This is a genomic window from Alteromonas sp. G4i13 (assembly GCF_054960505.1).
Genome location: NZ_JBHNYX010000035.1, coordinates 24,084 through 47,883, shown reverse-complemented (window position 1 = coordinate 47,883; position 23,800 = coordinate 24,084). Strand labels below are relative to the sequence as shown.

The 23,800-nt window shown below is 45.8% G+C and carries 17 protein-coding genes; 11 read left to right on the top strand and 6 right to left on the bottom strand.

Going from position 1 to position 23,800, the window contains the following annotated elements; all coding sequences use genetic code 11:
* Positions 1–2: 2 nt before the first annotated feature.
* Positions 3–1,037, bottom strand: coding sequence for a LysR family transcriptional regulator (locus tag ACFI6J_RS16040; RefSeq protein ID WP_462586267.1), 1,035 nt, complete (start codon positions 1,035–1,037; stop codon positions 3–5).
* Positions 1,038–1,204: 167 nt separating this feature from the next.
* Here ACFI6J_RS16040 and ACFI6J_RS16035 point away from each other — a divergent pair, with 167 nt between their 5' ends.
* Positions 1,205–1,720 carry a lactoylglutathione lyase family protein gene (locus ACFI6J_RS16035; RefSeq protein WP_014950763.1) on the top strand — a complete coding sequence of 172 codons (516 nt, stop codon included), beginning with the start codon at positions 1,205–1,207 and terminating at the stop codon, positions 1,718–1,720.
* 121 nt (positions 1,721–1,841) lie between these two features.
* Here the strand turns inward: ACFI6J_RS16035 and ACFI6J_RS16030 are convergent, their stop codons facing one another.
* The 4 genes from ACFI6J_RS16030 to ACFI6J_RS16015 all read right to left on the bottom strand — a co-directional run bounded on the left by ACFI6J_RS16030 (position 1,842) and on the right by ACFI6J_RS16015 (position 6,749).
* Positions 1,842–2,483 carry an MBL fold metallo-hydrolase gene (locus tag ACFI6J_RS16030; RefSeq protein ID WP_014977444.1) on the bottom strand — a complete coding sequence of 214 codons (642 nt, stop codon included), beginning with the start codon at positions 2,481–2,483 and terminating at the stop codon, positions 1,842–1,844.
* Positions 2,484–2,486: 3 nt separating this feature from the next.
* Entirely contained in the window at positions 2,487–3,914 is a 1,428-nt protein-coding gene (locus tag ACFI6J_RS16025; protein ID WP_014977443.1) for an APC family permease, read from the bottom strand.
* The gene (locus ACFI6J_RS16020; protein ID WP_014977442.1) at positions 3,911–5,611 is read right to left on the bottom strand and encodes an amidohydrolase; all 1,701 of its coding nucleotides are present in this window, start codon (positions 5,609–5,611) and stop codon (positions 3,911–3,913) included. Before ACFI6J_RS16020 ends, ACFI6J_RS16025 begins: the two co-directional genes overlap by 4 nt.
* A gap of 97 nt (positions 5,612–5,708) precedes the next feature.
* Positions 5,709–6,749, bottom strand: coding sequence for a serine/threonine dehydratase (locus ACFI6J_RS16015; RefSeq protein ID WP_014977441.1), 1,041 nt, complete (start codon positions 6,747–6,749; stop codon positions 5,709–5,711).
* A 195-nt stretch (positions 6,750–6,944) separates the two neighbouring features.
* Here ACFI6J_RS16015 and ACFI6J_RS16010 point away from each other — a divergent pair, with 195 nt between their 5' ends.
* Together ACFI6J_RS16010 and ACFI6J_RS16005 are read left to right on the top strand one after the other, a co-directional pair.
* On the top strand, positions 6,945–9,923 hold the full coding sequence (locus ACFI6J_RS16010) for a putative bifunctional diguanylate cyclase/phosphodiesterase (RefSeq protein ID WP_014977440.1): 2,979 nt from the start codon (positions 6,945–6,947) through the stop codon (positions 9,921–9,923).
* Positions 9,924–9,934: 11 nt separating this feature from the next.
* Positions 9,935–10,309 carry a PH domain-containing protein gene (locus ACFI6J_RS16005; protein ID WP_014977439.1) on the top strand — a complete coding sequence of 125 codons (375 nt, stop codon included), beginning with the start codon at positions 9,935–9,937 and terminating at the stop codon, positions 10,307–10,309.
* Between the two features lie 240 nt (positions 10,310–10,549).
* On the opposite strand, the gene ACFI6J_RS16000 is transcribed toward ACFI6J_RS16005, so the two are convergent.
* Positions 10,550–12,763 (bottom strand): S9 family peptidase, encoded by a 2,214-nt coding sequence (locus ACFI6J_RS16000; RefSeq protein ID WP_014977438.1) that lies wholly within the window; start codon positions 12,761–12,763, stop codon positions 10,550–10,552.
* A 70-nt stretch (positions 12,764–12,833) separates the two neighbouring features.
* On the opposite strand from ACFI6J_RS16000, the gene ACFI6J_RS15995 reads away from it, so the two are divergent.
* From ACFI6J_RS15995 to ACFI6J_RS15960, 8 genes are all read left to right on the top strand, one after another.
* Positions 12,834–13,457 carry an NAD(P)H-binding protein gene (locus ACFI6J_RS15995; protein WP_014950755.1) on the top strand — a complete coding sequence of 208 codons (624 nt, stop codon included), beginning with the start codon at positions 12,834–12,836 and terminating at the stop codon, positions 13,455–13,457.
* Positions 13,458–13,597: 140 nt separating this feature from the next.
* On the top strand, positions 13,598–14,416 hold the full coding sequence (locus ACFI6J_RS15990; protein ID WP_462557957.1) for a tRNA1(Val) (adenine(37)-N6)-methyltransferase: 819 nt from the start codon (positions 13,598–13,600) through the stop codon (positions 14,414–14,416).
* A gap of 13 nt (positions 14,417–14,429) precedes the next feature.
* On the top strand, positions 14,430–14,918 hold the full coding sequence (locus ACFI6J_RS15985; RefSeq protein ID WP_014977436.1) for a YgjV family protein: 489 nt from the start codon (positions 14,430–14,432) through the stop codon (positions 14,916–14,918).
* A gap of 294 nt (positions 14,919–15,212) precedes the next feature.
* Positions 15,213–15,785: a hypothetical protein gene (locus tag ACFI6J_RS15980; protein WP_014950752.1), complete on the top strand. Its 573-nt coding sequence runs from the start codon at positions 15,213–15,215 to the stop codon at positions 15,783–15,785.
* Positions 15,763–17,988 (top strand): UDP-forming cellulose synthase catalytic subunit, encoded by a 2,226-nt coding sequence (gene bcsA, locus ACFI6J_RS15975; protein WP_014950751.1) that lies wholly within the window; start codon positions 15,763–15,765, stop codon positions 17,986–17,988. Before ACFI6J_RS15980 ends, bcsA begins: the two co-directional genes overlap by 23 nt.
* A complete protein-coding gene (locus tag ACFI6J_RS15970; protein ID WP_014977435.1) occupies positions 17,985–20,261 on the top strand; it encodes a cellulose biosynthesis cyclic di-GMP-binding regulatory protein BcsB in 2,277 nt (758 codons plus the stop codon). The genes bcsA and ACFI6J_RS15970 overlap by 4 nt, the downstream gene beginning before the upstream one ends.
* A complete protein-coding gene (locus tag ACFI6J_RS15965) occupies positions 20,255–21,361 on the top strand; it encodes a glycosyl hydrolase family 8 (RefSeq protein WP_061486564.1) in 1,107 nt (368 codons plus the stop codon). The genes ACFI6J_RS15970 and ACFI6J_RS15965 overlap by 7 nt, the downstream gene beginning before the upstream one ends.
* Complete coding sequence (locus ACFI6J_RS15960; protein WP_061486563.1) at positions 21,358–23,781, top strand: cellulose synthase subunit BcsC-related outer membrane protein; 2,424 nt, start codon at positions 21,358–21,360, stop codon at positions 23,779–23,781. Before ACFI6J_RS15965 ends, ACFI6J_RS15960 begins: the two co-directional genes overlap by 4 nt.
* Positions 23,782–23,800: the final 19 nt, after the last annotated feature.

Sequence of the window (23,800 nt, the reverse complement as noted above, 5' to 3'; positions counted from 1 at the left end):
TTTTAACCCAATACTTGCGTGATGGCTTGTTTTACTACTTGGTAGCGGGCGGGTAGAGCGCTGTGGGGTGTTTGAACACTGTATAGGGGCTCGGTTACTTCATCTTTTGCTTTGTAGACAGTAAGTTTGTCGGCAAAAGACACAAAGTCTAGTGTGCTGGTGGGCAGCACAGTGTATCCTAACCCTTCGCTTACCGGCAGCAGAATTTGCGAAAGTTGGTTGATGTAGCCAGTATGAGGCAGCTTATTCGGATTAATGTTGGCTAACTCAGCTTCTCCGCAATCGTTAAAATAGCGCTGTAAGTAGTGCATGGCATCAGGGTGATTAATAAGCCCTAGATGCTTGATGACGGCTTCTATTATTCTACCATCATCAGTTTTACTCTTTGCTTTTCCAGATACGCTTGCTACTTTTGCTACCGAACCCGAACCCGAACCCGAACCCGAACCCGAACCCGAACCCGAAATAAAACCCTGTGCGTTTTCAGATAACTCAGGAATCTGCGCAGCAAGCGCGTCAGGTAGGCTACGCGGTAGAATAAGCCCCAATGCTTCTTCGCCTAAATACTCACTATGTATATCTTCGCTCTCTGGCTGGTTTGTCACAATGCCAAGCTCCAGCGTATTGTTCGCAATGCCTGACAAAATAGTACGACGAGGTGCGACTTCCACGTGAATATTAAGCGCGCTATGCTGTTTTTGCAGTGCCAGCAGAGCAGGATAAATACGCTGAGCAATCGCGCCTGAGCAGGCCACTACACACTTACCTTCAAAAGGGGCGTCAAACTTTAAGCTGGCAATAAAATCTTGCTCTTTTTCCTGCTGCTCCTTGGCATAGTGGTACACACGCTGGCCCTGTTCAGTTAGCTGAATCCCCTTGCCTAAACGGATGACTAGTTCACACTGACATGCCTCTTCCAGTTTCTTAAGGTGCTGACTTACGCCCGGCTGCGTCATAAACCGTTGCTCTGCGGTGCGCGTAAAGTTCCCCGTTTCTACTAACGTGATGAAGGTGTCTAGCCAAGTAGGATTTATCATTCGGGTATAATTTAAATTTATTAAATTTAGAAAATATCATAATTTCATGTTTCATCTTTGTCTAGCTACTATGTATGCACATTCACTTAAGCGGTGTTCGAGTTGGCCTTCTTGACGAGGCGGCCGCTTAAGCCATTTCGATAACTTGCACTACATAGGAGTAAGTGATGACTGAAGCAGTAAAAACACCGTATCCACGTACGTTTTCTCATATTGGAATTTCAGTACCTGACTTAGAAGCTGCCGTGAAATTTTATACCGAAGTACTTGGTTGGTACCTCATCATGAAGCCAACCGAGATTGTTGAAGATGACTCGGCGATTGGCGAAATGTGTACCGATGTATTTGGTCCAGGTTGGGGGAAATTTCGCATTGCGCACCTTTCAACAGGTGATCGTGTCGGCGTTGAAATTTTTGAGTTCAGCAACCAAGAGAACCCAGAAAACAACTTTGAATATTGGAAAACCGGTATCTTCCATTTCTGTGTTCAAGACCCAGATGTAGAAGGCTTGGCTGAGAAGATTGTCGCTGCTGGTGGTAAAAAGCGAATGAAGGCGCCGCGTTATTACTATCCGGGTGAAAAGCCTTACCGCATGATTTACATGGAAGACCCGTTTGGCAACATCCTTGAAATTTATAGCCACAGCTATGAGTTGCATTATGCAAGCGGCGCTTACGAATAAGCATTGTTTGTAAGGTCTGTTACTTATCGCTTCATGCTTGTATGTAGCGGGTGTTAATTAGCAGGAAGGCGAGGGCGTTAATAGCAATTAAACGTACCTCGCCTTTTTATTTTTAATTAGGCTAACCGAACCTGCCAGATACATAAGGGTTCGTAGCCTTTTCGGTTGCAACCGTAGTGGTTGGCCCATGACCCGGGTAAATCGTCATATTATCCGGCAGCACCATAATTTTCTGTTTAATCGAGTCGATTAATTGCTGATGATTACCTTGTGGGAAATCAGTTCTGCCAATAGAGCCTGCGAAAATTACATCACCCACAATAACGCGATTACTTGAGCGTTCTACCAGCACCACATGACCAGGTGTATGACCCGGGCAATGCAGCACTTCTAGCGTTAAATTGCCCACTGAAATGGTATCGTTGTCGTTTAACCACTCGTTGGGAGCAAAAGGCTGGGCGGGTGGAAAGCCAAACATCTGGCTTTGCTGCATAAGTGCATCTAGCCAGAATTTATCGCCAATATGCGGCCCAACAATAGGTACACCGTAATGTTCAGCAATGGCGACAGTGCCGCCCACATGATCTAAGTGCCCATGAGTGAGTATAATTTTCTCTATACTCACGCCTTTATTCGATGCAGCTTCAATCAACTTTTCAACGTCGCCGCCTGGGTCGACAAACGTGCCTTTGTTAGTGGATGAATCCCAAATTAATGAACAGTTTTGGGCAAAGGGCGTAACGGGTATAACTTGAATTTCCACGGTTTAACCTTTTGATTCTTTGTTGCTTGGAGCGAAATAAAAAAAGTAAAGCAGTGCGCCAACCACTAATTCACCCAGTAAAAATAGCCACGCGTTGGTTGACGACTGTGCAATAGACCATGCGCAAACCGCTAGTGCGACAAAGGGTATCAGACGTCGAAACAGGTTTACAGGGCTGGCAAATGCGCCTGCAGAGCCGTTAAAATAAGCGTCTTTCTTAGAAGTATCTTGCTGCATGCCGCTTTGTGAATAAGCGCTCTGCAAGGAAGTTTCCTGTAAAGGTGCCCTCTGCAATGAAGCCCGCTGTGCTTTCATCAACACCACTACACACACGGCGTAAACCACAAGCCGTGCAAGCACGCTTGAAATAGCTAACCACACAAAGCTGCCGCTCAGCGCCATAGTACCGGCAAATATTCCCAGTATTGATATGGAAACTGCTGGGGTAGCAAAGGATGTGTGAATCTCACCTAACTTCTGTCCCAGTTTACCTGGAATAAGTGACTGCTGCGCCATAGAGAACGTAAGTCGAGACGTAGATATCATATTCGCTAACAAGTTACCGGCAACAGACACTACGGCGGTTAGCGTCATAATAAGCGCCCCAGTTTCGCCAAATATCATATTGGCGAGTGCAATAAGTGGTGCGCTATCCGGCTTTGCAGGCCCTACAGTGTGCCAATAAAGCCACTGCACGCAAAAGTAAAATATGGCGATACCTGAAACTGTAAGCATTAAAGCCCGAGGTATGGTCTTTTTTGGTGAACTGGTCTCGCCGCTCGTGACCACTACCGTTTCAAAACCAATAAAGGCGTAAAGCGTAAGTAGGGCGCCGGCAGAAATGGTGTCAAACGCAGGTACAACGGATTCCGAAGAACGTGTTAGCGCAGTAGAAAAATCGAGCTGCCAGTAACCAACCGCAATAAGCGCCACGAAAGGCAGCAGTTTTAGCACCGAGATAGTATCAAGTGAACGCATGGCGGCCTTAAGGCCGACAATATTCACTACGATTAGTGCTGTGGTAAGCGCGATAATAGCGAATGATTTGCCTATTCCCGCATTTAGTTCGGGCCACACATAGCCGGCGTATAGCAATAACACGTGCATGTTGGCTGCAATCGCGGTTGCGCGAGCTAAATAGTAAATAAAGCCCGTTTGAAACGCCGCTGCGTCGCCGAAGCCTTTCTGGGCGTACACCACAGGTCCGCCGGTTTCTTGGTACAGCGCCGCTAGCTGCCCAAAACACCACACAATGGCCAGCATTAGCGCGCCAAAAATCAAAAAGATGTAAGGGCTGAAAGCGCCGAGCTCAGCGGCCATTTTAGCGGGCAGAGCAAAAATACCCGCTCCAATAAGGCCATTTAACACCAAAAGGGCAGCGCCAATGCCGCCAATCCCTTTGGTTAACAGGCTTTTGTTTTCGCTACTCATTTAGAAAAAACTTCTTCTCCCGCCACATAAGTTGCGTGTACTTCGGTTTTCCAAATGTCTTTGGCATCAATGGTAAAAATATCTTGGTCGACCAAGATAAAGTCTGCCCATTTTCCTGGCGTTAGTGTGCCTAAGGTATCTTCCATGTGCCCTGCGTAGGCTGCATCTAAAGTAAACCCTTTAAAGGCTTGTTCAATGGTTAACGCTTCGTGGGCATACCAACCTTTTACGGGTTGATTGTTTCTGTCTTGTCGCGTAACCGCAGCGTGAAGCCCGTAAAAGGGGTTAGCAAGCTCTACAGGGAAATCAGAGCCTAAGGGCAGTGCAATGCCCGAATCGAGTAGCGTTTTCCACGCGTAAGCGCCTTTCATACGATCTTTGCCAAGGCGATCTTCCGCCATGTTCTTATCGCTGGTGGCGTGAGTAGGCTGCATGGAAGGTAAGACCTTCAGCGAAGCAAAGCGGGCTAGGTCGTCAGGCGCAATCACTTGTGCATGCTCAATGCGGTTGCGCAGTTCGCTGCCGCCAATACTCTTAAACGTGGTTTCAAACTCGTTCAGTGCAACATGGTTAGCCTTATCACCAATGGCATGGTAGTTAAGCTGGAAGCCCGCACCAATTACCGTAGTAAACAGTTGGGTCATATCTTCTGGTTGAGTTAACAGCAATCCATGTTGATGCGGCGCATCTGAATAAGGTTCAAGCAATGCTGCGCCTCGGCTACCTAGTGCGCCATCGCCATAAGCTTTAACTGAACGAATATATAAAAAGTCGTCTTTATCGCGGATAGCGCCATTGCCTAACATGGTGCTGAGGTCAGGGTCTGTCGCACTCACCATGGCATAAATACGCACAGGCAAGTCACCTTCTACCGCTTCTTTTAAATAGAAATCGTAAACGTCTCTGTCTATGCCAGCATCGTGCATTGACGTAACACCATTTGCTAGTAAGTGCTCACCTGCTGCATGTAATTGCTGCTCGTAAATAGCGTTGCTTGCTTTAGGCAAGTGCGCTTCTATTAATTGCGATGCATTATCAATGAAAACACCGGTAGGATTACCGTCAGCGTCTTTAATGATTTCGCCACCTGCAGGCGATGGGGTGTCTTTAGTTATACCCGCAATTTCCATCGCTTTACTGTTCACCCAGGTAGCGTGGCTGTCTACGCGAGCTAGTGCAACAGGTCGGTCAGAAATGACTTTATCTAGATCAGCCGCTGTTGGAAACGCTCTGTCAGACCATAATTCCTGGTTCCAACCGCGCCCGGTAATCCAAGCTTGTTGTCCATTCGCAAATGCGTATTCGGCAACTGTCTTGGCCGCGTCTTGTGCACTGCTACTTTCTCGCAAATCGACTTCCAACAAGTTTGCGCCTAAGCCTAGTAAATGCCCGTGAGCGTCGATAAGCCCGGGTAGCATAACTTTGCCTTTGCCATCAATAGTGCTGTCGACAGGCGTGGTGCCTTTGTCGATATCTAATGCAACCACTTTGCCTTCATCAATGACAAGGTTTTTAAACGTAATGAGTTTGCCACTTTCATTTAACGTATAGCCTTTTACGTTCTCAACAAGCGTTGCAGCATCTACCGTAAGCGTGGTGGTTATAGCGCCTAACGTTGCCGCCGTTATAAAGGTTGCGGTTAGTAACTTTGAAAGCGAGTGCTTTTTAAATGTCAGGGCCGACAATGTAGAGTTCATAGTGAGTTTCTGCCTTTTTTATTTCTGTTTTATTCTTTGTTTTTATAGTTTTTATACCGAGCTGCTCGAGTTTCAATAGCTACGCACTAACGCAACGCTATGCCTCGACACGCTCGGTGTCTTCAAATTCGTCTTCGTCATCAAGGTCAAGAATGGGAGGCTGCAGCAAAAAATCTCTCTCCCAAATCTTAGCCATACTCGCCTGACTTATGTTGCCACCACTTAATATAACAAGAGCGGTTTGCCCAGGCGGGGTGTTGGCAGCCCAAGCCGCTACTGCAGCCATGGTCATCGCGCACGTGGGCTCAATATGAAGCTTTAGTAAATGATGTAGCCATTGGGTCCAATAAGCAATTTGCAGCTCGTCCACTTCATAGAAATCATCTATTTCTTGCAATATAGGGAACGTAACATCGCCAACAGAAGGCGTGGCAGCGCCGTCTGCTAAGGTATTTGGTGCATAGTCTAAGGCAATGATCTCACCAGCTTGCAACGACATAGAGGCATCATTCGCCTCGGCAGGCTCAGCGCCAATGACCAATGCATTTGGCTGTAGTGCGCGAGTTGCCAGCAATGAGCCCGACAATAACCCTCCGCCTCCGCAGGGCGCAAAGACAGCATCGACCTCACCAATTTCGTTAAGCGCTTCTAACGTTGCCGTGCCTTGTCCTGCCACAATGTCTTTGTGGTTAAACGGCGGTATCCAGACCGTGTCTGGTGCTTTTGACGCTTGCTCGACAGCCGCATCTGCTTCTGGACGGGTAGGAAATAGTTTTAATTCAGCACCATAGCTTTGCGTAGCAGCAGCTTTAATCGGCGAAATGGTCTCGCTCGCAAAAATAGTGGCTTTAATACCAAAGTGAGACGCTGCATAGGCTACTGCCTGAGCATGATTTCCAGAGCTATTGGCGACCACATGCTTCGGTAAACGACCTTCCTCTTTCAAGCGGGCTAAAAAATTCATAGCGCCGCGAATTTTGAATGCCCCGATGGTCTGTAAGCACTCCGCTTTAAACAGAATGCGGTTGCCCATCCATTTGTTGAGCAACGAAGATTCAACAATTGGCGTTTTCTTTACGTCGCCTTTTATACGTTCATAGGCTTGTTTAATGTCTTCGAAATTTGGGGAAATACTCATTAAGTAACGCTCTTTTCATTTTGGTTTTTTTATGGGGTAGCGCCGACAAGGGCCTTTACGCACTAAAAGAAAATCGGAAGCCTTACAGTGCCAGATACTATTAGATAACGCCAGAGCCTATACCACATAAGACAATTCATATTTATTTAATAATTCTACTTTAGTATACCGGCGCTAGTTACCGGAGACAGGCACATGTTAAGCAAACACAACCATCGTATTTACGCCTTACCTACGGTTTTGTTTCTTTTTCTCACCTTTTTATTTGTTTCTGCTGGTGTTTTTATTCAAAACGATGAACGCGCAGCACGTATTTCTAAAGCGCAGTCGGTTGCCGAGCAGGTAAAAATTAGTCTTGAAGTATTCTCAAGCGAACGTATTCAAGCGCTGCACAACCTAATGCGAAACTGGCCCACCTTTGAACCAAACCAAGTAGACTGGTTTAATGCGCAAGCCCTGTCATTGATGGGCATGCAGCGAGGCTTTTCATCGCTGGTATTTGTCGATGCTAACGGTGAGATAGCGTGGGTGGCAACGCCATCTTCCGGTATTAAAACCCGTATAGACAACAGCCTCATTGGCCATCCTATGGACGCGTTGGGCTTAAACATATCGCGATTGTCCGAGAATTTGGAAAGCACGCTTTTGTATTCAGATGCTGCTCAACATCACTTTATCGTTGTGGGCAGGGCCATAAGCCCTCAAGAGCCTGAGCATGGATTTCTGGTGGCGGGGTTCGACGTACAAACCATATTAACCGTGATGTTAGGCGAGTTAGTAGGCCCACAGTTTAACTTTCAGCTTAACGCCGACAGTGCAACGCTTTTTCAAAGCGGTGAGTTAGTCAACGATGGCACCATTGTGTCGCTTTTGCCGTTCAGTTTTTTAGAACGCGATTTTTACCTTTCCATGCAGTCTCAGCTAAGCCCATATAACTCAGGCTTGTTAATTATTATAATTGGACTGTTGATGTCAGCGCTAGTTAGCTATGTGCTGCACAAGCAGCTTAAAGGCGCGGTTAATTTGTCTTTGAGTCAGCAGCGTTACCTCACCGCTAGCGAAGCCTCCCTTGATGCGCTTCTTATTTATCAGCCAACAGATGATGACTTTTCTCTAGTAGAAGCAAACTCATACAGTCGCTATCTATTTCGCGGTGCATGCGATGTATTGCGGTCTATGAACTTAGCCGAGCAAACGCGTTATTTAGGTTTAAGCAGTGAATTTAAAAACGCCAAAAACGTTGCTGAACTTGGCGTGCCTTATGAAGCTCACCTTGCCATTCATAGCGATAAGATTGCGCCTCAATGGATAAAAGTTCAGGTGGTAAAAGCCGGTGACAATATTGCGGTAACCGTAAGGGACGTGACCGAACGTTTTCGCGCCCAGCACGATTTAAAGCGTAGCGAAGAAAAGTATCGCCGCTTAGTTGACGGCATGCACCGCCACTTTGTTTACACCAAGACCATCGAGCACAACTTTATGTATGTAAGCGCGGGTATTGAAAAGATTTTAGGGTTTAGCGCAGAAGACTTCTGTGCAAACGAATCGAAGTACGTTCGCCAAGTACCTGACGAGACATTTGAGATACGCCAAACCATTGCCCGTGGCGAAAAGCCCGAGCCTTATATTGTGCATTATCAAGGCAAGGTCGGCGAGCCGTTAGCGATTGAATTTTCAGACACGCCCATTGTCGACGAGCAAGGATTACTGGTTGCCGTTGAAGGCATCGCTCGCGATGTGACCAAAGAGCTGGCGCTGCAGGAAGAAGTGTATTTTCAAGCTAACCATGACCAGTTAACCGGGCTGTTTAATCGCTATGCATTTGATGAAAAACTGCGAGCGATCCTTGATGAAACGCATAAAGCGGCTGGTCAGCAGGGCGAGAGCAAGGCTTTAAACCACATTGATTTTGAAAAAGTGGCGAGTATCAATTCGCCTCGCGCTTACCACAAGCAAAGCGTGATGTGCTTTATCGATATGGATCGATTCAAGTTAGTAAACGACAGCTGTGGTCATCCAGCGGGCGATAAGCTGCTAAAAGAAATCTCCATCATATTTAGGCAATACGTGAATGGGCAAGACTTGCTTGCCCGAATAGGGGGAGACGAGTTCTGCATTATATTTCGCAATCAAAGTTTGGATGAGGTGACCAAGCGCCTAGACAAGCTTTTATTGGCGATTTCAAATTATCGTTTTGTTTATGACGACAAGTTGTTTTTTGTGGGGGCAAGCATTGGCGTTATCGAAATAAACGAGAGTACACAAAGTGCAGAAGCCTTAATTAAAGCTGCTGACAACGCGTGTTACAAAGCCAAACACTTGGGTCGAAACCGTTACTTTGTGTTTCATGATAATGACTCGCAAATGGCCATTGATGACAGTGAAAACCAGGTGTTACATGCCTTGCATCACGCATTACAAAACGACGGGTTTGAGTTGTATAGCCAAGCTATCATGCCGCTTAACGTGCCCAACCAAGAAAAGGCCGCCCAACTTCAGCATTACGAGATTTTGCTTCGTCTAAATGCAAAAGACAGTGGCCTTATAAGCCCGGGGCTTTTCATCCCGTTGGCAGAGCGTCACGGTTTAATGAACAAAGTGGATATGTGGGTGGTAGATAACACCCTTAAAACCCTTGAAAGTAATCCTGCTCACATCGATAACGTAGGCAAAGTCGCAATTAATTTATCAGGTATTACACTGGGTGATGAAATGGCGCTGCACAACATTGCCAAGCGCATGCAAAGTACTTCTGTACCTGCTGAGAAAATTTGTTTTGAGATTACAGAAACAACAGCGGTAACAAACTTGAGCGCTGCTAAACACTTTATTTCTACGTTACGTGATTTAGGGTGCAGCTTTGCTCTAGACGACTTTGGTGCAGGTATGTCTTCATTCACTTATCTTAAAAACCTTGATGTTGATTACGTTAAGATTGACGGCTCCTTTGTGCGAAATATCGTTCACGATCCTATCGATCATGCTACAGTAACAGCGATAAATAATATTGCGCACAGTATGGGTAAACAGACCGTAGCCGAGTTTGTGGTCGATAACGCGACCGCTGAAGTGTTACGAGAGCTTAAAGTAGATTTCGGTCAAGGCTTTGCTTTAGATAAACCCAAGCCGCTGGCGCATAGAGTTCAATGGCGAGTTAAACTTGCCTCTGCCTAAAAGGAAATGTCATGGGTTTATTTGATACCATCATGGGTAATGCAAGCGAGACTAGCGCTTCAGATGTTCAAGAAGAGCTTACGCCTATACTTGCTGCTAACGAAACTGTTACCACTGCGTTTAAGCTAGTGCGCGATTTAAGTGTATTCACGAACAAGCGCCTAATTCTAATTGATAAGCAAGGCCTTACCGGGCGCAAAGTGAACTATCATTCAATACCTTATAAATCTATTACGCAGTTTATCGTTGAGACGGCAGGGCATTTTGATACTGACGCCGAGCTTAAAATTTGGCTGTCGGGCAAAGCCGATCCTATTGAGATTGAACTAAGTGCATCGTCTGCTCAGGCGGTACAGCAAAACCTAGCAACCCAGATGTTTAGCTAGTTTCTGCATTTGTAATACTTGATAGATGCTTTGAAGTAGCAAGTAGCAAGTAAAGAAAGTCTAATCACCCTACAAGTGCACAAAGCGCTACAACGCAAACATGCACAAAATAAGCGTTAATTAAACTGACCAAACAAAAAAGCGATGCCTTCATAAGCATCGCTTTTTGCTTTTTACTGCTTTCTAGGGCTTGTTGAGCTTAGATGTACAGAGATCAACAGGCCCCAGGCTCTAACCGTATTAGTCTTTCAAGTTACGGTTAAAGAAGTTAGTAATAGTTTTGTATAAATGAATGCCCGTTTGCTTACCACGGATGCTGTGCTTCTTGCCCGGGTAATCCATAGTTTCAAATGGAATTGCCAAGTCTTGAAGGTGCTTGTAGAGCATTGTTGAATGGGTAAACAACACGTTGTCATCTGCCATGCCGTGGTAAATCAAAAGGTCGCCCTTCAGATCTTTTGCGTAAGGGAATACTGAAGACGCAGTGTAAGCATCATCATCTGTATTTGGGTTGCCCATGTAGCGTTCAGTGTAGTGGGTATCGTATAAGCGCCAGTCAGTTACCGGAGCACCTGATACGCCCGCTGCAAAGTAATCGCCCGCTTTGAACATGGTCATCAGCGTCATGTAGCCGCCATAGCTGTGGCCATGAACACCAATACGCTCAGCGTCAACGTAGTCAAGCGTACGCAAGAACTCTACGCCTGCAACCTGATCGTCCACTTCAATAAAGCCCATTTTTTTATAAATAGGATCTTCAAAGCCTTTACCGCGATAGTTAGAGCCGCGGTTATCTAGCGTAAATACCACATAGCCTTGATCAACCCAGTGTTGGAATAGCAAGCCACGGTTACCCGCCCAGCTGTTTGTTACAACCTGTGCGTGCGGGCCGCCGTAAAGGTAAACAATAACAGGGTGCTTCTGTTTAGGGTTTTGCTTGGCACTATCAGGCGTGTAAATTCGATATTTAAGGGTTGCGCCATCCTTTGTGGTGATGTCACCAAACTCAGGTGCCGTCCAGCTATCCATGTAAGCGTGCAGAGGGTGGCCTTCTTCAACTTTATTTTCTTCAAGCCAGGTAATTCGCTCGCCGGTAGCACTATTTAGGCTAACTTGTGCAGGAGAGTTAATGGTTGAGAAACGGTCAATAAAGATAGAGGCATCTTTGCTAAATGCCGCGCTGTGATACGCGCCTAGTTCAGTGATACGCGAAATCTCGCCGCCATCTAAAGGCACGCTGTAAACATGGCTTTCTAGTGGGGTGTCTTTGCGGCCAGAGAAGTACAAACGGTTGTTCGCTGTATCAATAGCTTCAACACTGTCTACAACCCAGTCTCCTTTGGTTAACTGCTTAACAAGCTTGCCTTTATTGTCGAAAAGGTAAAGGTGTTTAAAACCGTCGCGCTCTGACGCCCAAATAAATTGGCCTTTGTCTTTTAGGAAGTAAAGGTCGTTGTGCAGGTTTACCCACGTGTTGCTTGATTCTGTAAGCAGCACGTTTTCTTTTTTGCTGTTAAGGTCGAACGCTCGCAGCTCTAACGTTTGCTGATCCCGTGTCTGCCATTGGTAGGTGAAGGTGGTGTTGTTTGGCATCCACTTACCGCGAGCAAAATAAATGTCGTTATCTTCACCTAAATCCACCCAAGTGCGATCGCCAGAGTTGATGTCTTGAATAGCAAGTTCCACCAAGACGTTTGGCGTGCCCGCTTTCGGGTATTTCTGTTCGATAAGCTTGATGTCGTCAGCATAGATTTCAGAACGTGTGATCACATCTACCGGGCTTTCATCAACCTTGGTAAAGGCAATTTTAGTCTCATCTGGCGACCACCAGTATCCGGTCATACGGCCCATTTCTTCTTGCGCCACAAATTCGGCCATACCAAATTTAATGTTGTCGCCACCTTCTTTGGTAATTGCCGTTTCTTTACCTGATTCAATGTGTTTTACATAAAGGTTCTGGTCGCGAATGAAGGAAATGTAGTTACCTTTTGGTGATAATTTAATATCAGTTTCAAAAGCGTCAGTATCTAAAAGTTGCTTCGCCCCTTTTTCGCCCAGCTTGTGATAAAAGACATCGCCACCTAATGGGAAAAGTAATGCTTTACCATCGTCCGACCACTGGTAGCTTACAATACCGCTGCCAGATAAACGCATACGCTCGCGTCGCGCTTTCTCTTCATCAGAAAGCACTTCTTCGCCGCTTTGTAGGTCGTTTGAGTCGAAAAGCATGCGAGTTTGGCCACTTTCAATATGGTATTCCCATAGATCTAGGCGCTCGTAGTCTGTTTGCTTACCTTTAAGAAATGTTACCCGTTGACCGTCAGGTGATACTTTTAACGAACGGGGTGCGTTGCCATCGAGTGAAGGAGAAGAGAAAATACGCTCAATAGTGAGCGTTTCAGCGTTTAAAGCAGTAGAGAGCATAGCGGCTCCAATTAAAAGGGCTTTTTTCATTTTTATCTGCATATTTGACTGTCGAAGGTTTGATTGTAGTTATATCAATTTATGATACAAGGTGCGACATATGAAATCCGCAATGGTGCTAGGAGCGACAGGTTTAGTGGGACGAACGCTTGTAAATATGCTGTTACAGGATAGACGGTACAACGAAGTAACCTGCTTAGTCAGAAAACCGCTCTCCTCCAGTATGTTTAACGACCCTCACAATCGCCTAAAGCCTGTAGTTATCGACTTCGACAATCTACAGGACTATCAAGGCTACTTTAGCGTAAATCATGTGTACTGTTGCCTGGGCACCACGCTTAAAAAGGCGGGCTCTAAACAAGCGTTTCGCCGCGTTGATTTTGAATATGTTCATGTTGCCGCACAGCTGACCCGAGCTCAGCGCGCGGACAGTTTTGTATGGATATCATCGGTAGGCGCTGATGCTAAAAGCAGTAACTTTTATTTACGAGTAAAAGGCGAGCTAGAAAACGCGATTATGCGAATGCCTCAGTTACCCCATGCCTCTGCCGTACGCCCTTCGTTATTGTTAGGCAATCGCGACGAGTCGCGGACGCTAGAAGATATAGCGCAGAAAACGGCGCCCATATGGCAAAGCATAATGAAAGGCCCGTTAAAGAAATACCGACCCGTTCATGCCGTTGACGTGGCCAGAAATATGATGTCGCTGCAGCGCTGGAAATAAGCGCTCACAGTAAATGTCACAACCTTAACGTGAAGCACAACCCGACTTGATATAGAATGCGCGCCTTTTAATGCACTAGGTAATACGACTTCCTTATGTTCCGCTGTAAACAATTCACCGTAGCACAGGACAAATGCGCGATGAAAGTGAACACCGACAGTCTGATTTTAGGAAGTTGGGCACAGTTTCGCGCAAACCTCAGCCATGCCCCACGTATCTTGGATATCGGCACCGGCAGTGGCATTTTAGCGTTGATGATGGCCCAAAAAGCAGTGCACTTTTGCAATCCGAACGGTGAAGAGCAGAATGTTCAAAGCAGTTCAATTGACATCAGCTCGTTCGATAATGGCGCAGCCAGAATTGACGCGATAGAAATAGATGAGCAAGCCGCAGCGCAGGCCGCTACCAACTTTAAAAATGCAAAATGGGCCAAACAGCTGTTTATTTACTGCTGTGATGTAACTGGCTACACCTCCCCCCACTTGTATGACCTAGTGATTTCTAATCCACCTTACTTTGACACGCCAGCTACACTTTCAAATGCGTACAGTAAGCAAAGCCAATCTCGCTCGGTGGCAAGGCAAACGTCTGCATTGGGCCCAGATGAACTTTTTAGTGCAAGCAGCAAGTTTTTAATAGAACAAGGACAAATGTACTGTGTGTACCCAGCGTCGATGGAAGCCTCGGTTATCGAAACGGCTGAAGGTTATGGCCTATCGCTGGCAGATATTCTTTATGTAAAGCATACATCTAACAAATCGCCTTATCTTTGCGCGTTCCACTTTAAAAAAGTAATGGAGGGCGCAAGTGATAATTTTAAAAACGTTACTGCACATCGGGAATGGCCGAGCTTAATAGCGAAAAATGCAATCAAAAATGAGCTGATAATTAGGGATCAAAGGGGCGAATATACCAGTGAATACAAAGCCCTTTGTCAGCCTTTCTACCTTAAATTTTAATGAGCTTATATTAATGAACATAGTTGCAGAAGGCTTTGGCGCAATAGCCGTTGTTTTAAATTTTATTGGGTATCGCCAAACTAACGTAGACAAGTATTTGCTTATTTCTGCGTTTGCCTTAAGTGCACTTAGCGTGCATTTTTTTATGCTAGATGCCATGGCCGCAGGCATTGGAACACTGCTTGCCAGCGTTCGTAACTTTATTGCCATTAAACATAGAAGCAATGCCATTTTATTTTTCTTTGTTGCCGTGAATCTAGGCTTCCTCGCTTATGAGTGGTTTGTGCTAGAGCACAGCTGGATAATCTTCATTGCCTATGCGTCTTCACTTATTTTTACAGTGGGATCTTTGGTAATCCGCAATACGCACACTATTAGAAAGGTTTTTCTTGTTGCTGAAACTTTGGGGCTGTTATATGCCATTTCCGTGGGCAGTATTTTTGGAACGGTATTCAATGTAAGTAACTTGATCAGTATTTTAAGTAAGCTGCGCAAGCCCTAACGCTTTAGCAATAAAACTCACCTTATCAATTAGTCTAATTTGCCCACTTTAATCCCGTTTAGTCGGGCTGCTTTTCTGCGACTTACGCTACCTGCTATATGGCTTTTCATATAGTCTGCACACCCCTGTAGGCCTTGCCCTACATGACTTATACCAAAGTTCAATGAGCTAAAGTTCAATATCAATTTGCGTATGTAAGCGTATCATTATTAATCAGTAAGTATGGTTTCAGCAATTTTTCCTCTGAATGTACGGAAGTAGACTCAGTGTGTAGTAATGAGGGGAGTGTGCGCAGTGAAATTAGTAGATAACTCACAACAATTTGACCAATCACCTACGCTTGAACAATCGTTTCAGAGCGCTATTAATGAAGGCGCTGCGGTAAACGTGTTTGAGCTTGCTCAACAGTTTAAAAATACCAACCCTGCTTTTAAAAAACCTCAACTTGTTGAAGAACGCACGAGTTTAGAGACAGAGCAGCTGTGGAAGAAGCGTCTTTCGATGCTGCTAGATGCAGAAAATAAACTTATGAAAGTTATACGTTTTCGCAAAATTACTGGTATATTTACCGTTGCAAGTATGGCTATGTTTTTATTTTCCCTGTACATAGCGCCAACAATGTCACCAGTATTGTTCTATGGCCTTATTGTTGTGGCTGCATTTGGAATGGCAACGTATCCGGCGTGGTTGTTAGCGTCTAAAAGCAATAAAAAGCAGAGAGATGACATTTCTCGTTTGTTCTATAAAAGTAATCACGAGATTGAAATGTCGGACGGTAAAATTACGTTAATTAACAGGGCGAACTATGCAAGTGTAACGCAAATACACGTACTGGATCGCAAACTTGGACTATTCGCAAACTCGTAGGCAACACTACACCTCTCAGTTCATTATTGTTCTGTTAGTAGCATCCTTTATTCTTGGGGTGCTACTGCTGGCACCCATGGATGCATTGGGCCAGCTTCTCTCTTCAATCGTTATCCTCATTGCAATATCCTTGTGCAGCAAAGAAGCGCGGCACACGCAAAAATACCAGCATTTATTCCGCATTTTAGCTCTGGTGCTAGCCATTGCGCTTAGCGTCAGGTATTTGCTGTGGCGTGGTATTTACACGCTAACCTACTCAGATTTTCTTTCAATGATTGCCGTCTGGCTATTATTTGGCGCTGAAATTTATGCGGGGATCACTTCAGTGTTAGGGGCGATCGTTAACGCGTTTCCGCTCAGTCGACCGCTTTTGTCCCTGGAAGGGGTAGATAAATCAACTCTGCCCAGTGTAGACGTCATGATCCCGAGTTATAACGAAGATGAAGGGATATTAGAAGTTACTATCCGCGCTGCAAAAATGCTCGATTACCCTAAAGAAAAGCTTCGTATTCATTTGCTTGACGATGGCGGAACCGACCAGAAAATTAACGCTGAAAACCCTGTGTCAGCGGCCACTGCAAAACAGCGGCGACAAGATTTGCAAGCACTGTGCAAACGCTTGGATATTACCTATCACACTCGAGCAAAAAATGAGTTTGCCAAGGCGGGTAATGTGAACAGTGCAATACAAAATACCACGGGTGATTTGATTGTTATCTTGGATGCTGATCATGTTCCTACTTCGGATTTTCTTGATAGAACCGTGCCGTGGATGCTTAAAAACGAGAAGGTCTTTCTCGTTCAAACTCCTCATTTTATGGCTAACCCAGATCCTGTTGAGCGTAACTACTTCTCTGCGTTTACTCGCATGCCTTCAGAAAACGACATGTTTTACGGCACTATACAGAAAGGCTTAGACTACTGGGGGAGTTCCTTCTTCTGTGGATCAGCCGCATTGATGAGAAGAAAGCACCTCGATTTGGTTGGGGGTATTTCTGGCGACTCTATCACTGAAGATGCAGAAACCGCGTTAGATCTTCACAAAATGGGCTACGAGTCTGTATATGTGGACAGACCTATGGTAAGCGGCCTTGCGCCAGAAACTTTTGATGCGTTTATTCAGCAGCGTATGCGCTGGGCACAAGGCATGACGCAAATTTTACTACTCAAAAAGCCTTTTAAAGCGCAAGGACTAAAATGGTATCAGCGAGTGGGCTACATGAGTTCAATCATGTTTTGGCTGTTCCCGTTTGCTCGCATCATCTTTTTGCTTATGCCACTGGCGTATTTGGTCTTTGGGCTTCAGGTTTACCATGCATCGATGCTGGAAATTTTTGCCTTCACCCTGCCTCACGTTATTGCCACTTACATGATATCCACCATGCTCTTTGGGCGAACCCGATGGCCCTTAGTGTCAGAGTTATATGAAATACTACAGTGCGCATTTACGCTAAATGCATTAATCAAGGTTTTCTTAAAGCCGCGGGCACCTTCATTTGTTGTGACGCCAAAAGGAGAGAGCCTTGACAGAACCTTTGTGTCGCCACTATCGAGCGTGTTTTACTGGCTAATATTGGTAATCACATTCGCATTAGGGAGCGGCGTCTATAAGTTCATAACAGAGCCTCTTACACGCGAACTTACTGTGGTGGTCATGTTGTGGAATGTATTTAATTTGATTCTATTGTTGTCTGTTCTTAGTGTGTTATTAGAGCGGAAACAGGTGCGTAGTCAGGCACGTCTCCCAGCTACCAATAGTGTCGTTATTAAGACTACAAGCGATGAAGCTTGGGTTGGAGATTTGGTCGATCTTTCGCTTGGTGGAGCTCGGTTACGCTTGAAAGGTGAGGGAGCGTTAGTACCTGAAAATGCAACGCTCACATCGTGGAGTCACGCACTGAATAAGAACGTTCATTTGCCAATTAGCGTTCTGCATTACGACAATAGGTCAAAAATTCTTCGAGTACGCTTTATGCCTCAAACCGAAGAACAAGAAAACGAAGTCGTCGCCTATTCACTGTGTGATAGTCTGCGCTGGATGTCGTTTCAACGAAGAAGAACAAGGGCTATCTCATACTGGTTCGGCGCAAAACATGTGTTGAAAGTTGGGTTAAAGCCTGTTTTATTGCATATGCTTGTATTAATGGGGAAGTTCGCCGGGAAATTAGGTTTGCTTGCTAAACCGGCAAAGGAAAATCAATGATAAAAAAATACCTTATGTTCATCGTATGTTTGTGCATGCCTTTTACCCTAGCGGCGCAAACTGACACGTATCGATTAACCGACTTTTTTGGCGGTGAAAGTACCGTGCGCTTGCAGGGAAAATCTGCCTCCATTGATATTCCAATTCCCCTTAGTTCAGTAACTGATGTGGACAGCGCGCTACTTACATTAGAAGTGGTCAGCTCGCAGGCGTTAATCAAAAAACGTTCTCAGCTGTATGTGAGATTCAATAATGCGACCATTGGACAGATTGCGTTCGACCCAGACAGACCTTCTCTTGTATCTGAAATTGCGATCCCTACTTCATTGTGGCGAGCCGGGTTTAACTCTCTGACACTAGCGGTAAGTCAGCACTATGCCGAGCAATGTGTTGACGGCAGTGCGCCTGAATTGTGGAGCGAAATTAATGCATACAACTCAACGCTAAAAATTGCGACGTCGGTGAATGAAAAGCGCTTCACGTTAGATGAGCTGAGCGGATTCTTTAATCCAGGAATTGGCGGACAGCGAAACGTTCAGCTTTACACGGCGCGAGAAGCTGATGATCAAATTAAATATCAGACACTTCCCATTGTTGCTCAAGCACTGTCTCTTAGGAACCAATATCAGCCGCTTATTATCGAGCATGACAGCTTTGATGATGGTTACGTTTTGCCCCAGCTAGAAGACACAGAAAATAGTTTTTGGAACGACCAAAATGTTGCTCGCTACGAGCGTGCTGCATGGTATCTCAAAGCCAAGCAAAAACAGCCTGTTCATATTCTAGTTGGTACAGTCGACGCGTTATCACCGGTATTATCTGACGAAGTGATTAACGACATTGATGGCGCGTTTCTAAAAGCACAGCGCACACCTGCGTTTGTTAAGGACAGCAACGTTATTGTACCGGCTAGTTACCGCCTTATTGTCAGCGGTACTACGCAAGATGAAGTACTTGAGGCAGCGAAAGCCTTGGCGGTAATGGACGATGCGATTAACCCTATTTCACAAGTTACCGTACTTTCACAGTCACAAATGCAGGCGGAAACGCTGCAGCGTCATCGCATTCTGAACCCAGACAATCACTACACATTCCAAGACTTTGGTGTGGCGACCACTCAGTTTAGGGATGAGGGGAACTTCACCAAACGGGTGTCATTCAGATTGCCTGCAGATTTTTATGTACCTGAAAACGCGAGCGTGAGCTTGCTCTTAGACTTTGGATATGGCGCAGGTTTTGGGCCAGGTTCGGTTATGAATGTAAGCGTGAATGACGAACTTGTACACGGTTTGTCTCTTAATAATATTAACGGACAATCCTACCGAGACTATCAGCTAAGAATACCTGCACGATTCTTCAAAGGCGGGACGAATAATTTAGACTTTGCGGTAACCATGAGAGCGCCGTTAGCAGGTGTGCCTTGTGATGATATTCCAGGTTCCCACCTCGTGTTCCAGCTTGATGATTCTTCGGCTATAAAACTACCTGATGCAGGAAACGTGGCAGTTCAACCTAATCTCGTCTTGCTTTCAGAAACGGCTTACCCGTTTGCGCGCTTTAAGTCAGCACCATCGTCAACCATTGCTATTCCGTCAGATGACTATTTAGATACAGCGTTAATCCTTTCAGCGAAATTAGCGCAAGTAGCCCAAGTGCCTTTATTGAACGTGAAAATAGCAACTGGAAACGACATTACAACCGAAGGTTCTGTGATTGTTCTAGGTACCCCTGAAAGCTTAACGAATATTGAGCAGTCTGAATTCAGTACGGCCATTGAGGCAACGAAACGCTGGTCTTATCGGTTACAGAACAATCTGTACAATCGCGTAAGAAACCTGACTGACGATCAGTCTTTCAAAGAAATGCGCATAGACGGTCATACCGTTCAAGAAAGTGACTTAGGTGAGCAAGCAGTACTTACTGCACAGGCACACCCTGTTTCATCACAAACCGATACCTTGTTCATTGTTGCAGCGCAGACGCCGGAACTTCTTCAAGCTAGAGTCGAGGATCTGGTTAGTTTGTCGATGTGGGGGCAGATGGCAGGGGATTTCTTCGCATGGAAAGATGGTCTTTCGCCATCACTCATCATGCAGGTAAGCGATAAATATGAAGTGGGTGAAGCCGACGACAGCTGGCTGCATTTACGACTATGGCTGTCTAACAACCCGTGGTATTGGTTAATAGGCTTTATATTGGTTGTATTTGTTGTAAGCCTACTTATTTACCTGTTGCTTAAACGCAGAAATAAACAAGTGCAAGACTCATGGTAAAGCTGCATTACGCAACAAAAGCGACGCTAGTGATAGGTTGTTTGTTCCTGTTGGCGTCGTGCTCTACCAAGGAAGATAGCGAATTCAAGTCTCAGTACATAGCGTATAAGGCATTGTTTGTTGACGGCGGGCGCGTGGTAGACACAGGAAATGATGATGTGTCTCACAGCGAAGGGCAAGGATACGGTATGCTCTTTGCCGTCGCCGCCAACGACAAAGACACCTTTGATGCATTATGGCACTGGACCCAACGTACGCTCATGCGCGAAGACGGGCTATTTAGCTGGCGCTACCGACCTTGTGTGGATAATTCATCTTCTTGTATCGATGACCCTAATAATGCCTCTGATGGTGAGATTCTTATTGCCTGGGCATTATTGCGTGCAAGTGAAAAGTGGGGCGTTAGTAAGTATGAGGAGGCCGCCAGGAATATTGTACGTGCTGTAGAGCAGAAACTTCTGGTGGTGAATAATAACAGTGTAGTGCTCTTGCCAGGGGAATACGGATTTGCATCTAACCAAACAGGAAATAGCAGCCTTCAGCTAAATCTGTCCTATTGGGTTTTTCCCGCCATAACTGACCTGTCTTCGCTGTCGGATACTCCGTCACGTTGGGAAAGCCTGTTCGAGTCGGGCTTGATCTTGCTGTCGAATATGCAGTTTTCTACCTACCAATTGCCCAGTGATTGGGTGCGTTTCACCCCTAATAGTGCTGAGTCCGATAACAGTAAAATTGGTGCGTTAAGTTTAGATAATGTGATATCGCCTGAGTTTGGTTTTAATGCGATCCGTATACCGCTTCAGCTAGCATGGTCCCCACGTTTTCGCCAAAACGCTAGATTAACTGAGAAGCTACTTTCTCCCTACTATGCATGGTGGGCGATAACGCCTACGCCAGCTACCATCAACCTGCTAAACGAGGAAACCGCTGAGTACGAAATGTCTAAGGGAATGCGTTCAGTGCAGATGGCGGTAAACAGCTTGATGAAATCAGAAGAAAAGCAAAGGCCAGAGTGGCCTGAGATCAATCGAAACATGGATTATTATTCGGCAAGTTTAACGCTGCTTTCTATGCTAGCAGTTTTGGATAACGCATCGTGAAAACTCGGTTTACTCGCACCTCTTTGTATCTGGCACTAGGCGCTTTGGCCACGTCACTTGTGTCGGTGCAGGCATACGGACAAGCTAAAACAACGTACAAAGAAAAAGATCTGGGTATATTACCTGCACAACAAGATCAGCCGGATTTAACAGGGCTTTGGTACCATATTAATGAGCGACAGATTCAGCAAGCCAATGAAGAGTTTACGCGTTTAAAAGCTCGTTACCCTACGTGGCAGGTGCCACAAGAAGTCGAAACCGAACTAAACAGAATAAACGGCCGCTTAAAAGGTACTAACAAGCCTGTAGTTTCAGAGCCAAGAGAATCGCTTCAGGCTTTAAAAAAGCAGCCAGATAAGTCCGCTTCTAAAGCCCTCTCGCTCGAACAATTTGCTCAGTTAACGTCGAAAGCCAGAGCAAATACGTCGAAGCAAAAAGTAGAAACGCTTATTGCATTGAGCAATCAAATTAAGCGAACTGATTTTTACTTGCTTATGGGTTGGACGGCTATTGATAAAGGCATGTTAGAAATGGCAACGCAGCAGTTCTCTCAGGCCCAACAATCGGCAGTTCGTGACATCGATAAACAATCCGCTCAACAAGGCCTTAACAGTGTCACTGGTATTAAGCTACAGCAGGCATTGTCTTTGCGCGATACGACAACGCTGGAGCAATTTCTCAAATCTGATAACAGCGGCTACGTGAAAGAAGTGCTGCAGGGCGCGGCATGGCAACAATACGACTTGAAAAATTACGACTTTGCCGACGCGCTATTTAGTTTGGTGAACGATAATGAAGGCAGGTATTTGTCACTTAGCGCGCAAAGCAGCGACACGGCCAAGCAAAGCGCGTTCGACCTAGCATGTAGTGTCAATACTGAGGTTTTCATTCGACGCTGTGCTGATGGTCTGGCTAGCCGACAGGCTCAGTTTTACGATACACGGCGCTACAAGCAAAGTATTGAGTCAGGCGAAGCACTCGCCCGTTTGAGACCGTTAAGTGTAAATGAGCAAGCACTAATTGGGTGGGCTGCTAAAGAGACACAAGACACCACAACCGCCACAGCAGCGTTCGAGCGAGTGCTCGCGAAGACGCCAACCGATGCGGTAATTGCCAATGAATTGGTTACAATTAATCGAGACGACGAAGCCACACTGAACCGATTGGCGCTGAGATACAGTGCGGTAAAAAGCATATTGCAAGAACGTACCACACGTAACGCCTGGCCCAGAAAACAGTTTTGGCTAGCCTATCAAAATCGCGATGCGCGGGGAGTTACAGCACAAACTAAAGATGGCCTAAGTGCAGTCTACGGTATTAATACTCGCAGTCGAAGCGGAAGTGAGGGGCTCGGTAATTTCGATGTTCTGTCGCAATATATTGGTATTGGCAGCGGTTATGAAAACTGGCTGTGGCAAGTATCACTCGACTATAAGCAATTCTACAGCGGTCGCCCTCAAGTTGGCGACTGGTTTGGTAACAACCAATTGAGTGGAGCATTTTCGGGAATAAGCGGCTTCGAAGATAAGGGGCTTCGCGCCGAAGCGCATTATCAGGCACCTGATTTCAATTTTTACGCTAACCTTGAATATGCCATGTTCGATCAACCCGTTGGCGCTAAAGTAACGGGGCAGATATCTGCAACCAAATTTCTTACCAGTACAACGGTAGCTGCAACCTTGTTTAGAAAGGCAAAAGAAGACAGCTTATTAAGCCAAACCGGAACCTTCAATGCTGATCATGCGAAACCTTGGGGCTACGTGATAGAAAGTGGCATAAGAGGGTTAGTAGCGCATGCAGTGGCCGACAACTGGTCTGTTGCAGGTACTGCTCAGGTTAGTCGCTTAGAAGGCGAGCAGGTTGCCGATAATAGCGCGTTCTCTCTACGGGGGGATGTAAGTTACGATATTGCTACCATGATATCTCCAAAGCTTGACTATTGGCGTGTAGGGCCATTCTTGAGCTATACAAGCTATGATAAAAATTTAAGCGGCTTTACGGTCGGCAATGGTGGTTACTTTAGCCCCAGTCAGTTTGTCAGCATCGGGGGCTATTCAGAGCTGTTAACGCTTGAGGCGCTAAACTGGCAAGTTAAACTTCGAAGTTCGCTTGCGCTTTCACGTGTTGAACAAGACGATGATCTGCGCTTTCCGATTGGAGGTGCATTTCCAACGGCAGACGAGAACGCGACCCTTGGTGAAAGCTCAGATACGGGTTTAAGCGGAAATTTTATGGCTGAAGGTCAGTATCGAATCAATCACAACTGGATTGTGGCTGGGTATATAGGAAAAGCATTTGCGGTTGAGTACCAAGCATTTGAAGCGGGTATTCAGGTAAGGTGGCGAGAAGGGCGAGGTGCTGGTGTAACAAGCGATGAACTGTTGCTGTCTTCGCCAAGATTAAGCGGCTTTGCACTATAAAGCCGCTTTTATCTCAAGA